Annotated in this window: 10 protein-coding genes; 6 read left to right on the top strand and 4 right to left on the bottom strand. The window is 53.0% G+C overall.

Annotated elements, in window-relative coordinates:
- The first annotated feature begins 1 nt into the window (after position 1).
- From OCL06_RS00685 to OCL06_RS00675, 3 genes are all read left to right on the top strand, one after another.
- A complete protein-coding gene (locus tag OCL06_RS00685) occupies positions 2 to 820 on the top strand; it encodes a symmetrical bis(5'-nucleosyl)-tetraphosphatase (protein ID WP_262991794.1) in 819 nt (272 codons plus the stop codon).
- Between the two features lie 228 nt (positions 821 to 1048).
- A complete protein-coding gene (locus OCL06_RS00680; RefSeq protein WP_262991793.1) occupies positions 1049 to 3073 on the top strand; it encodes a methyl-accepting chemotaxis protein in 2025 nt (674 codons plus the stop codon).
- Positions 3074 to 3288: 215 nt separating this feature from the next.
- Entirely contained in the window at positions 3289 to 3513 is a 225-nt protein-coding gene (locus OCL06_RS00675) for a hypervirulence associated TUDOR domain-containing protein (protein WP_262991792.1), read from the top strand.
- Positions 3514 to 3543: 30 nt separating this feature from the next.
- Here the strand turns inward: OCL06_RS00675 and lysC are convergent, their stop codons facing one another.
- The 4 genes from lysC to OCL06_RS00655 form a co-directional block, all read right to left on the bottom strand.
- The gene (gene lysC / locus OCL06_RS00670) at positions 3544 to 4893 is read right to left on the bottom strand and encodes a lysine-sensitive aspartokinase 3 (RefSeq protein ID WP_262991791.1); all 1350 of its coding nucleotides are present in this window, start codon (positions 4891 to 4893) and stop codon (positions 3544 to 3546) included.
- A gap of 66 nt (positions 4894 to 4959) precedes the next feature.
- On the bottom strand, positions 4960 to 5406 hold the full coding sequence (locus OCL06_RS00665; protein WP_262991790.1) for a DUF192 domain-containing protein: 447 nt from the start codon (positions 5404 to 5406) through the stop codon (positions 4960 to 4962).
- A 72-nt stretch (positions 5407 to 5478) separates the two neighbouring features.
- Entirely contained in the window at positions 5479 to 8091 is a 2613-nt protein-coding gene (gene acnB, locus OCL06_RS00660; protein ID WP_262991789.1) for a bifunctional aconitate hydratase 2/2-methylisocitrate dehydratase, read from the bottom strand.
- 186 nt (positions 8092 to 8277) lie between these two features.
- On the bottom strand, positions 8278 to 9378 hold the full coding sequence (locus tag OCL06_RS00655; RefSeq protein WP_262991788.1) for a PQQ-dependent sugar dehydrogenase: 1101 nt from the start codon (positions 9376 to 9378) through the stop codon (positions 8278 to 8280).
- Positions 9379 to 9478: 100 nt separating this feature from the next.
- Between OCL06_RS00655 and OCL06_RS00650 the strand changes: the two genes are divergently transcribed.
- The 3 genes from OCL06_RS00650 to OCL06_RS00640 all read left to right on the top strand — a co-directional run bounded on the left by OCL06_RS00650 (position 9479) and on the right by OCL06_RS00640 (position 12646).
- Positions 9479 to 9949, top strand: coding sequence for a hypothetical protein (locus OCL06_RS00650; protein WP_262991787.1), 471 nt, complete (start codon positions 9479 to 9481; stop codon positions 9947 to 9949).
- 94 nt (positions 9950 to 10043) lie between these two features.
- The gene (locus tag OCL06_RS00645; RefSeq protein ID WP_262991786.1) at positions 10044 to 11618 is read left to right on the top strand and encodes an AMP-binding protein; all 1575 of its coding nucleotides are present in this window, start codon (positions 10044 to 10046) and stop codon (positions 11616 to 11618) included.
- A gap of 200 nt (positions 11619 to 11818) precedes the next feature.
- Positions 11819 to 12646 (top strand): substrate-binding periplasmic protein, encoded by an 828-nt coding sequence (locus tag OCL06_RS00640; RefSeq protein ID WP_262991785.1) that lies wholly within the window; start codon positions 11819 to 11821, stop codon positions 12644 to 12646.
- The last annotated feature ends 196 nt before the right edge of the window (positions 12647 to 12842 follow it).

The raw sequence follows: 12842 nt of genomic DNA, 5'->3' as shown, positions 1-12842 counted from the left end.
TATGGCTCAGGCAAAAACTTTCGTAATCGGGGACATCCAGGGCTGTTTCGGCGGTCTTACCGCATTACTTGATGAAGTTGGCTTCGATGCCCGGCGCGATACACTCTGTGCCGTAGGTGATCTGGTCGCCCGTGGCGAGGACTCGCTCGCGACAGTGGAGTTGCTGATGAGCCTTGGCGATCGTTTCCACGCCGTGCTGGGCAACCACGACCTTCATCTGCTGGCTGTCACTCAGGGGATCCGCAAGGTAAAAGCCAGCGATAAGCTGGAGAATCTGCTGAACAGCCCCCGTCTGCCGGATATTATTGAGTGGCTGCGCCAGTTTCCACTGGCTAAACGAATCGATCCTCAGCATACCATGGTCCATGCCGGGTTATACCCCGCGTGGTCTACCGACACCTTGCTGGCGTTAAGCGATGAAATAAGCAATAAGCTGTTAGGCCCTGACTGGGTCAGCGTGCTGCAGAATATGTATGGCGACTCACCGCGGTTGTGGAAATCGTCGCTGTCCGGAGATGCCCGGGCCCGGTTTATTATCAACGCCTGCACCCGAATGCGTTTTCTTAACGAGGATAACGCATTAGAGTTTACTGCCAAGGGCAGTCCCCTGGACGCCCCGGCGAATTTGCACCCCTGGTTTACCCCGCCGAATCCCCAGTTAGCAGACAATGAACGGGTGCTGTTTGGCCACTGGGCGGCGCTCAATGGCCGTACTCAACACCCTCAGTTTATCGGTTTGGATACCGGGTACGTGTGGGGTCAGTCGATGACCGCCTATGAAGTGAATTCACAGCAATTGATTTCAGTACCCGCGCGATAATCAATACATACTGTCAACGCCGAATAAGCACCCGGTTTTCCTTCCGCATTTCAGTTAATTCGCTTAAGGATCCTGTTGTTTTGTCGATAAAAATGTCAGTGGCGCGTTAAGTGCCAAATAATATACGTCAAAAGTAGGGAATGGTTAGTGAATTTATGCTCAAATTTTGTCAAAATTCACCCAAAGTAGAATCTCTATAACAAAAACAATGATACATCAGGAGTTCCGATGAGAATTACAGTAGCCATGCGGGTCATTGGCGGCTTTCTTGCTATCAGTTTGTTGCTGATCATCATAAGTGCCGTGTCGTTATTCAACCTGAATTCCGTCGGCTCTGCCACCGAAGAAGTGAATGAAGTGGCCCTGCCAACTCTTTCCGGCAGTAATGCGTTAAAAGCCAGCTTTTTGAATATGGGCCGGCTGACCTTTGAAGCCTACATTGAAGAAAGTCTGAGCGGGCTGAATGAAAAGGAAGAAAGCTTTAAAGCCAGCAAAGAGAATTTTGAAGAACAGTATACCTTGCTGGCTAAGGCCGTCAGCAACGACCCGCAGCTTAAGTCTTCACTGAACTCAGTAAAAGCCACTTACGACGAGTACGTCGATAATGTGCAAACGATGTATGACAGCCACCGTTTGTACATGAGTCTGCGCAACAACATTGACGATCAGCTGGGTGTGGCCGAAGACAACGCGGATGATGCGTCTACTTACCTGTTGGATTTCTCCGACATGGATGCGGTGCGTAATAATCCGGACTTACAGGAAGCCGCCCGCATTGGCAGCGAACTGGAAACGGCACTGTTGTCGCTGCTTACCGTGTCCTATGAGTACGTTAAAACTGACACGCTGATACGTTCACAGACCATTGGCAATGAAGTTGAACTGGTGGTGGAACGGGTTGCCGGCCTGCTGTCAGATATGGTAGCGGCCGCCAATGGCGCCGATGCGTCCGGCGCGCTGGACGAAATTAATTCACTGGTTTCTGATGCCCTGAATGCCATCACGGCCAGCAATGGGGTATTGCAGCTGCAGGTAGACCGTCTGGAATACCGTAATGCCGCAGAAGTTGCGTTGAATGCCTCGGACGAAAATATCAACCAGGCCACCGTGGAGCTTGAACGTCTGCTGAAGCTGGCCAACGAAAAAGCCCAGAATATTGATGACGAGGTCAGTACCGCTGTCTCCACCGGTAATGTCATCGTGATTGTGGTGGTGCTCGCCTCCATCGCCATTGCAGCTATCATTGGTTACTTTACTGTTCGTGCGATTACTCGTCCGCTTTATCGTGTGAACGAGTTGCTGAATGTCGCTTCATCAGGCGACCTTACCCAGCGTCTTGACGATTCTGCTCAGGACGAGTTTGGCCAACTGGCGCGCAACTGTAATAAACTGATTGGCAACCTGAAGTCGCTGATTGCGGGGATTAATACCCGTGCCGAGCAGCTGGCTGCCGCGTCTGAGCAAACCTCTACGGTAACCGCCCAGACCACCCACAGTATTCAGGATCAGAAGTCACAGATTTCACAGGTAGCTACGGCTACCACTGAAATGCACTCTACCTCGCAACTGGTCATGCAGAATGCGGAAGATACGCTAAGCCAGATTCGTCATGCGGACGCTGAAGCAGAAAACGTACGGAAGATTTCACTGGAAAACCGCGACACCATCGAAGTGCTGGCCCGGGAAGTACAGGATGCTGCCGAAGTAATTAACAAGCTGCATCAGGACAGTGCCTCTATAGGCGGGATCCTGGATGTTATCCGCGGCGTTGCTGACCAGACTAACCTGTTGGCTCTGAACGCGGCTATCGAGGCAGCCCGGGCCGGTGAACAGGGTCGCGGCTTTGCGGTGGTAGCCGATGAGGTCAGAACGCTGGCCAGTCGCACCCAGGAGTCTACCCAGGAAATTAATGCCATGATTGAAATGTTGCAGGCCGGTGCAGAAAAAGCCGTGAATGTGATGAATCAGGGTAAAGAACAAACCGCAGTGTGTGTGGCTCAGACCGAAAAAGCCACCCAGGCGCTGGATGTGATTTCTGAAGCGGTGCATAAGGCTCACGATGTCAGTTCGCAAATCGAACAGTCTGCCCGCGAGCAAAACACGGTGTCGCAGGAAATCAGTGAGAAGCTGGAGACCATTGTCGGTATTGCCGAGGAAACCACCTCTGGTGCTCAGCAAACCTCTGAGTCCAGCCACGAAGTGGCGCGGCTTGCCGAAGAGTTGCAGCAGTCTATCCGCCAGTTCAAAGTGTAATCACCCTCAGGCAGGTCGCCAGACCTGCCTTTTATCTTCCCTCTGACACTGCTACTTCCGCTTGTCTGCTTCCCCTGGGTGCTCTCCTTAAGGTGCCATTGATATTGTCCCATCACGTGCGTGCATGGGCATAGTGACTGTCGTAAAGCGATGCTCAGTGACCCGTCCTGTGCTTGCTGGCGTACCAGAAGGTGGATCACGGACAGGAAGACGGCATGAGCAACGCGTATCAAACCAATACAGAAGTGGAGTGGGAATGGGGTAACGGTTACGGCACCGGGTACGTCAGAGAAATCTTTCGCGAGAAAATTACCAGAACGCTGCAGGGTGAAGAGGTCACCCGTAAAGGCAGTGATGACAATCCCGCCTATGTGATAGAGCAGGCTGACGGGGATAAGGTGTTAAAGCTCCATTCTGAACTGGAACAAGCCAACGCTTAGTTAAGGCGGGGCCGTCTGGCCCCGTGTAAATTATTCGAACAGGGTCTTATGCAACCCGGTCACTATGTCGTCGCTGTCTGTTTCATTAACCAGAAATGACATATTGTGTGGGTTGGCACCAAAACAAATCATCCGCAGATTGTAGTCCGACACCGCAGCAAAGATTTTGCTGGATACCCCCTTGGCAGTCTGCATGTGATTACCGACCACCGTCACCAGGTCGTAACCATGCTCTACAGAAACCTCACACAAGGTTTCCAGTTCAGCAATGGTTTCCTTGTTCAGGCGCTGCGCCACCGAGTTAGCCGGATTATCCAGTGTAAATGACACCGAAATTTCCGAGGTCGTCACTAAATCCACACTTAATTTGTGTTTCGCAATGATGGCGAATACCTGTTGCAGAAAGCCTTGGGCATACATCATTTTCGGCGTTTTCACGGTCACCATGACCTGCTCTTTACGGCGGGTAATGGCACGGTAAGGAGGCTCTTCCTCACAGTCCCGCATGATCCAGGTGCCGCCTTTCTCTGGCTCTTTACTCGACCCTACAAACACCTTGATGTCTTTGCGCAGCGCTGGCTCCATGGTCGCCGGGTGCAGCACCTTAGCGCCAAAGGTGGCCATTTCCGCCGCCTCTTCGAAGCTCAGTTCAGGCAGCGGTCTGGCCGCCGGCGTGATGCGCGGATCAGTGGTGTACACACCAATCACATCGGTCCAGATTTCACAGGTATCCGCGTCCAGTGCTTCGGCCAGCAGCGCGGCGGTAAAATCGGAGCCGCCCCGACCCAGGGTCGTGGTTTTGCCTTCGGCGTCGGCGCCCACGAAGCCCTGAGTGACTACCACTGACTGCGCAATCTCAGGGCGCAGCAGGCTGTCACTCAGGCTGGCAATGGCTGCCAGGTCTGGCGTGGCTTCACCAAACTCGCTGTCAGTACGCAGTACTTTGCGTACATCGAAATTCATGGTGACCACCTGCTCTTCCGCCAGCACCGCACTGAACAACAGGGAAGACATACGCTCCCCCATCGACAATAACTGATCTTTTAAATCATTGCGGTGCAGCAGTTCTTCGTGCAACGCCAGTCCGCGCATCTCGTCGAGCAGATCATCGAGTTTATCCGCTACGTGCTGCTTATCGTGCAGACAGGCAAGAATGGCATACTCAATCTCTGCGATAGCCTGGCAGGTCTGGGTTATTTGCTCTTGCGTTAAGGCAGTATGCGCCAGTGTGACCAGATAATTGGTTACGCCGGCTGACGCACTGACTACCACAATGCGGGTGTTGGTGTTACCCGCCACAATCCGGGCACAGTTTTGCATGGCGGCGTAGTTGGCTACGCTGGTGCCGCCAAACTTAGCAATGGTTAAAGCATTCGTCACAGTTATCTCCGCGTTTCGCCGGGCTACCCTGGTAGCACAGCGCCTGACCGTTTACTCGCTAGTTGATCAGGGATCCACAATAATTCGATCGCCAACCACAATGTCGTGTCTGGCAAACCACCCTTGGTTCATCTCCAGCGCATAGGTGACCTTTTGTGATGCGCCCACAGCTTCCAGCTTGTGGGGCTCAAGGTTTTTTATATCGGTAATGACGCCGTTTCTGTCGATAAATGCCACGGTGAGTGGAATAAAGGTGTTCTTCATCCACATGCTGGCTTGCTTTGCAGGATTGAATTTAAACAACATGCCGCAATCGTCACATAACGATTTGCGGTACATGAGTCCGCGCGCGCGCTGCTCATAGGTTTCGGCATATTCAACCTCATATACCTGTCCGTTTACCTGAATGGCAGCGCTGGCAAACTTAACAGGCTCTGCGGGAATAGCCTGAACCGTGGCAACTCCCAGCAACAACGCCCAACAAACTAACCACAACGACTTTGCCTGCGACATGCAATTCTTCTCCAGCAGCCATAAAAAAAGCCGGGCCCTTGCGGTGCCCGGCTTGCTAGTTTATACGCTTACTTAGGCAACATTCAATGTTGGAATGATGTTCGCCTTCGCATCGTCTTCCGCTTGTTTGAAGCTTTCGATCTTGTCGAAGTTCAGGTAACGGTATACGTCGCCAGCCATGGAGTCGATTTTACCTGCATACTCCATGTACTCTTCCGCTGTTGGAATGTGACCTACAATGGCACCTACCGCTGCCAGCTCGGCAGAAGTCAGATACACGTTAGCACCATCACCCAGACGGTTCGGGAAGTTACGTGTAGACGTAGACAGTACCGTGGCACCTGCATCAACCCGGGCCTGGTTACCCATACACAATGAACAGCCTGGCATTTCGGTGCGCACACCAACCCGACCATAAATGTTGTAGTAACCCTCTTCCATCAACTGTGCCTTATCCATTTTCGTCGGCGGAGAAATCCACAGACGGGTAGGCAGAGTTTTGTTGTACTGCTCAAGCAGTTTACCAGCAGCACGGAAGTGACCGATGTTGGTCATACAAGAACCAATGAACACTTCATCTACGTTGTCACCCGCCACTTCAGACAGTGTTTTCGCATCGTCAGGGTCATTCGGGCAGCACACGATAGGCTCTTTGATGTCATCCAGATTAATCTCGATAACTTCGGCGTACTCAGCGTCTTTGTCTGCACGCATCAGCTCTGGGTTGGCCAGCCACTCTTCCATCTTCTGAGCACGACGCTCAAGTGTACGCGGGTCGCCATAACCTTCGTTGATCATCCAGCGCAACATGGTGATGTTTGAGCGCAGGTATTCAGAGATAGACTCTTCAGACAGGTTAATAGTACACCCGGCCGCAGAACGCTCGGCAGACGCGTCAGACAGCTCAAAGGCTTGCTCAACGGTAAGATCTTCCAGACCTTCAATTTCCAGCACGCGGCCAGAGAACTGGTTAATTTTGCCTTTCTTCTCAACAGTCAGTAGACCTTGCTTGATACCGTACAGCGGAATGGCATGAACCAGGTCTCGCAGTGTGATGCCAGGCTGACGCTTACCGGTGAAACGCACCAGAATAGACTCTGGCATATCCAGCGGCATAACGCCGGTAGCAGCGGCGAAGGCCACCAGACCAGAACCGGCCGGGAACGAAATACCCAGCGGGAAGCGGGTGTGTGAATCGCCACCGGTACCCACGGTATCAGGTAGCAACATGCGGTTCAGCCAGCTGTGAATAATGCCGTCACCAGGACGCAGCGAAACACCGCCGCGGTTCATGATGAAATCAGGCAGCGTGTGCTGTGTTTCAATATCAACCGGCTTAGGATACGCCGCCGTGTGACAGAAAGACTGCATAGTTAAGTCGGCAGTAAAGCCCAGACATGCCAGATCTTTCAGCTCGTCACGAGTCATCGGTCCGGTGGTATCCTGAGAGCCCACAGTGGTCATTTTCGGCTCGCAATAGGTGCCAGGACGAACGCCGTCTACACCACAGGCTTTACCCACCATTTTCTGCGCCAGTGTATAACCTTTGCCGGTGTCTTTTGGCTGTTCAGGCTTGCGGAACAGTTCAGTTGGCTCAAGGCCCAGCGACTCACGGGCTTTGTCAGTCAGCCCACGACCGATGATCAGGTTAATACGACCACCGGCACGGACTTCGTCCAGAATCACTTTCGACTTGTAGCTGTACTCAGACAGCACTTCACCGGTTTCGTGGTTAGTGATTTTGCCTTCATATGGGTAAATGTCGATAACATCGCCCATGTTCATTTTTTCTACGTCGGCTTCAAAAACCAGCGCGCCGGCATCTTCCATGGTGTTGAAGAAAATTGGCGCGACTTTTCCGCCAATACATACACCGCCACCACGTTTGTTAGGAACACCCGGCATATCTTCGCCGAAGAACCACAGTACCGAGTTGGTGGCCGACTTACGTGAAGAACCCGTACCTACCACGTCACCTACGAAGGCAACGGGATAGCCCTTGGCTTTCACTTCTTCAATTTGCTTCATGGGGCCTTTCACGCCGTGCTCTTCCGGCTCCAGGCCGTCACGGGTCATTTTATAGGCCGCCAGGGCGTGCAGTGGGATGTCAGGACGTGACCATGCGTCAGGTGCCGGAGACAGGTCGTCAGTGTTAGTCTCACCGGTTACTTTGAACACGGAGTAGGTAATTTTGTCAGCCAGTTTCGGGCGTGACGTAAACCATTCTGCGTCCGCCCACGACTGCATAATTTCCGTGGCGTAGGCATTGCCGGCTTTGTGCTTTTCTTCCACATCGTGGAAGGCATCAAACATCAGCAGGGTGTGCTTTAATTCTTTCGCTGCCATTGGCGCCAGTGCGTCTTCGTCCAGCAGGTCTACCAGCGTGACGATGTTGTAGCCGCCGTGCATGTTACCCAGCAGTTCAACCGCTTTCTCACGGCTGATCAGGTCACAGCTGTCTTCGCCCTTGGCAATAGCGCTCAGGAAACCGGCTTTAACGTATGCGGCTTCGTCAACACCAGGAGGAACGCGCTCTGAAATCAGCTCTAACAGATACTCTTCTTCACCAGCAGGCGGGTTTTTCAGTAATTCTACCAGACCAGCTACCTGTTCAGCGGTCAATGCTTTCGGCGGGATACCCTCTGCAGCACGTTCTTCAACGTGTTTACGGTATTCTTCTAACACGATATCTTCCTCATGGTTAATCCTGCCCGGTTGAAACGGTCTTAAAGCAGGACGTGACTAGATAAACGCCGGGATTATAACGGCTTGTGATACAAATTTAAATTTTAATACGCTTTCGGCCGCTTATAGCGGCTATTCAGAGTGGCTATTGTGCCCGGGTCCGGGCTATCGGGTGGCAGGCTTAGATTATTCTGGCGCGATTTTTAATAGCGCGGCACTCTCGCCGTCTGTCAGCACGACAATATTGCCGTCAGCGTCTGCCACTACATCCCGAATGCGTTGCTCTATAGTAGCAAATATTCGACGACTACTGAGGGGTTTGGCCGACATATTTATGGCAAACAGCCCTTTTGCTTTCAGGGCGCTCACCAGCAGGTGCTGGCGCAGGGCGGGAAAGGCGTTACCCGCATACCAGGTCATGGAAGACGGGGCAATAGAGGGGGTCCAGTTATACAGCGGGTCGCGCATTCCGGGATACTCTTCAAAAGGACTGATACGTGCCCCGGAATAATCGATGCCTTTCGTCACTACCGGCCAGCCGTAATTCTCACCGGCTATCAGTAAGTTAATTTCATCGCCGCCAGCCGGGCCGTGCTCCTGTTGATAGAGCCGGCCAGTGTGCGGATCACTAGCCAGCCCCTGAGGGTTGCGATGCCCCAGCGAATATACGTAGGGAGCGTCAGGAAACGGGTTATCGGCAGGTGCCTGACCGTCTTCTCTGAAGCGCAGTACTTTGCCCAACTGGGAATCCAGCCGCTGGGCTTGCTCCCGGTAATCGAAGCCGTCTCCGGTGGTTACCAGCCAGGTGCCGTCAGCGAGCACCGCCAGCCGGCCACCAAAATGTGCCGGCGTGTCCCGGCAAGGCGAAGTGGTGAGCAGTGGCGCTATATTAACAAGTTCGCCGTGCTCGCTGAGGGATGCGGTTGCTACCGTCAGGGCATTGCAGTCGTCATTGCCGGTGGCATAAGACAGCATAACCCGCTGCGACATGCTGAAATCCTGCATAAGCGCGATATCCAGTAAGCCTCCCTGCCCGTTTACATAGAGATCCTGCAAGGCTAACGATTGACGTGTCATTGACCCGTCCGGCTTCACCGTCACCACCGTGCCGCCCATTTCGGTGATCAGCCAGCGCTGGTCCGGCAATTGCACTGCCGCCCAGGGGGAGTGTAACGAGGTGGCGATTTCAGTGACGAGATAGTCGTTAGGTCCATTATCAGCCGTCGCGGCCCGGAGCTGGCCAATAAGCAGAATAAACAGCAAAGAAAGGTTTACTTTCATCATCATAGAGGTAAAAGTGACTTGAGGGTTCTACCCTACCATGGAATGATAAGCGGGTGCTATCGCCAGCCTCAGACGCTGGCTCACATGACCCCCAGGAGCGCGTGTGCAACGGACAATTCGATTCATCTTAATGCTGATCCCTGCGTTTATTGTTACTTATGGCTTTGCCAGTATTTTTCATACTCAGTCGGTCCTTGCCCGGTTAGCCCGGCTAGACGTGACCATTCCACTGACCGAGCGACTCGCAACCATTATGTTTGACCTCGCCGGATTGCTGCCTACCTATGGCCTGGCCATCCTGATAATGCTGACCCTGGCATTGGGCAGCGCAGGGATCCTCGGACGCCATTTGCCTCACCGTGGCGCCCTGTACTCCTTGATGTGCGCCGTTGCCGGCGCCACCGGCATGCTGGTGATGTTACTTGCCATGCATCCTCTCATGGACGTTACCCTGATAGCCGGTGCCCGTGGGGTGGGCGGTAAACTGCTGCAATGTAGTGCGGGCTTCCTCGGCGGTCTGACCTTTGCGATTTCTCATCAATTGCTGCCGCGTCGGTTTAAATCAAAACGCTGAATAGTTTTTATCATGTAAGGGAAATGTTAATGACGGAGCGGCTCTGCTAGGCTAGTCTGCTATAAACCTTTTGAAATTGCAGATTGGGAGCCGCATGACCACACTACGCTATCCGGACAACATTTCTTCTTTGGCAGATTACATTGAGCAGGTGTTTGCCCGCTTCCCTGATAATCCGGCGTATACCGCGCTGGGCCAGACGCTCACATTCAAAGAGACTGAGCGTTATTCCCGCGCATTCGCCGCCTACTTGCGCGAAGAAGCGGGATTGCAGCCTGGTGATCGTATTGCCATTCAGTTACCCAATTTGCTGCAGAACCCGATAGCAGTGTACGGCGCGTTACGTGCCGGACTGGTGGTGGTGAATACCAACCCGCTATATACCGAGCGGGAAATGAAGCATCAGTTTTCCGACAGTGGGGCGGTGGCGCTGGTGATCTTAAGTGACCTGCTCCCGAAATTTTCCGCGATCAAGCAAGACACCCACATCCGCACTGTGATTGCCACCTCAGCCACCGAGCTGCTAGACCCAACCACAGCGCCACAACTTGACGGCGCTGTAGCCTTTTCTGAGGTGCTGGAACAAGGCAGCGCGTTGCCCCTGCCGGCACGTTCGACAACTGAGCTGGATGCATTGTGTATGCTGCAATACACCGGTGGCACCACAGGGGTGTCCAAAGGCGCAGCGCTCAGTCATAACAATATACTCAGCAACAGTCTGCAGACTCTGGATCGCTTAGGGGCGCGGTTCCGGGACGGCAAAGAGGTGGTGGTGTGCCCGCTGCCGCTTTACCATATCTACGCCTTTACAGTGTGCATGATGACGTTCTTCGCGAAAGGCTGTCATACCTTGCTCATCCCCAACCCACGGGATATAGACGGCTTTATCCAGACCCTGAAGCCCCACAAATTTACCACCTTTGCCGGTATCAATACCTTATTCGTGGGATTGGCGCGTCACCCGGAATTCGCCCGACTCGATTTCTCAGAGTTACACCTGACCTTATCCGGCGGTACGGCGCTTACTAAGGGCGCCGCGTCTGTGTGGCAGTCCGTTACCGGGTGCAGTATTACCGAAGGCTACGGGTTGTCTGAAACGGCGCCGGTGCTGTGCTTTAACCAGCCCGGCGAAGAGGAGCTTGGCAGCGTTGGACTGCCGCTGGCCGACACCGAAATCCGTCTGCTTGATAGTGATGATAATCCCGTGCCCGACGGCGAGTCCGGTCAGATTGCCGCAAGGGGGCCGCAGGTAATGCTGGGTTACTGGCACCGCGACGATGAGACAGCAAAAGTCATGACCAAAGACGGCTTCTTTAAAACCGGTGATATCGGCGTCATTACTGAATCTGGCAGCATTAAAATTGTGGATAGGTTAAAGGATATGATCCTGGTATCTGGATTTAATGTTTATCCCAATGAAGTTGAGGAAGTACTGACCTCTCATCCAAACGTGATGGAGGCCGCAGTAGTCGGCGAGCCTGATGACCACGCCGGTGAGAAGGTATGTGCCTTTGTTACCTTGAGTGACCCCATTGAAACCGAAGCATTACAAGCTTATTGCCGAGAACACCTTACCGGCTACAAGATACCGAAATCTATTACGGTACTGGACGAGCTGCCGAAATCTACAGTGGGTAAAATTTTGCGCCGGGAGCTTCGTCAGCATTAGTGCCCGGCGAAGTCGGGCAGATGACTCACAGTGATTAAGCCAATGATTACATGAATATTTTTTAATAACTTCATTACGCCGCATGAAATAAGACTCCGTGCAGGCCCTGCACAAATAGTCGACGACGTTAGACCATGGTTGAATTGTTGGCCTTCACAGTAATTGCTATTCTGAAACTTTGAGTCTCTGAGAGTTCTACGGTGGCATTGAGTAGTCTGCTGACCGTCATTTCGCGTCTTACGTTGTTATGGCTTTTGTTGTGTCCAGTTTCGCTGTTTGCGCAGGTGCCTGCGACGGCAAGCATTGCGGTTTTCGAAGATCATGACAAATATATAGAGGCATCCCGCAGCTATGGTACCGCCTGGGGCTTGATTAAGCTGGCCGCGGACCATCAAGGCATAGCACTACAGCCCCAATCCACGTCCTGGAGTGCAGCGATGAACCGTCTGCAGGCGCAGCGTGTCCATCTCATTTTTGGTGCGTTTCAAACCGCCGAACGCCAGGCGTGGGGGACGTTTAGTTTACCTCTCAGTGAGGAAGGCTCCGCCATTTTTACCACTCCGGACAATCCTATCGACAGAATAGATGATATTGACATGGCAACCGCCACTATCGGCGTATCGGCAAACTCAGTTCAGGATGAAATAGCACGCGAGTTAGGCTTCGTAAACGTGTATGCCTCTACTGCCCGTCCGCAACTCTACTCAATGTTGGAAGAAGGCCGGTTAGACTATTTACTGTTCGGGCAGAGCATTGTCGCCTACTACTGTGCGAACTTCACAGCGACGCCCCATGAAGCCTGTATGAAGCAGATAGGCCCCGCGCTATTGCCCAGCTGGGTGCGCGTAATGGCAGCTTCGGACAACCGCATCGCAAAGCAACTTATTGCATCGTTGAATGAAGGTTTGATGGCAATCCGGCATACCCAGGCGGCCCGTGATATATTTTCAAAATACCCTAATGCTGCGCTGCGTCATAAGCAATGGTTAACCCAACTCAAACAAGAAGCAGGCTCGCTACCTCACTAGCCCGCTACTTAACGTTACTGAAGCGGTTATCCCGGCCATCGTTCACCCTGTACGCCAAGTTTTTCCAGGTCATTCCGATTATTTGTAACTTGGTCACCCACACTCGTCACTCTGTGGCCGATGCCATCAGATGAGACGTTATTCCCTTTCGCAGCGCTGGATACCTTCAGCGGTATTTACGTCGGGGCCGACAGAT

The sequence above is a fragment of the Alteromonas salexigens genome, from assembly GCF_025628895.1.
Taxonomy (GTDB): Bacteria; Pseudomonadota; Gammaproteobacteria; order Enterobacterales; family Alteromonadaceae; genus Alteromonas; species Alteromonas salexigens.
This window is presented reverse-complemented; position numbering and strand designations above follow the sequence as displayed.

Coding starts and splice junctions, on each gene's coding strand:
- OCL06_RS00665 (WP_262991790.1), bottom strand. CDS start 5,406: ATGTCGCAGGCAAAGTCGTTGTGGTTAGTTTGTTGGGCGTTGTTGCTG.
- OCL06_RS00655 (WP_262991788.1), bottom strand. CDS start 9,378: ATGATGATGAAAGTAAACCTTTCTTTGCTGTTTATTCTGCTTATTGGC.
- OCL06_RS00645 (WP_262991786.1), top strand. CDS start 10,044: ATGACCACACTACGCTATCCGGACAACATTTCTTCTTTGGCAGATTAC.
- OCL06_RS00680 (WP_262991793.1), top strand. CDS start 1,049: ATGAGAATTACAGTAGCCATGCGGGTCATTGGCGGCTTTCTTGCTATC.
- OCL06_RS00685 (WP_262991794.1), top strand. CDS start 2: ATGGCTCAGGCAAAAACTTTCGTAATCGGGGACATCCAGGGCTGTTTC.
- OCL06_RS00675 (WP_262991792.1), top strand. CDS start 3,289: ATGAGCAACGCGTATCAAACCAATACAGAAGTGGAGTGGGAATGGGGT.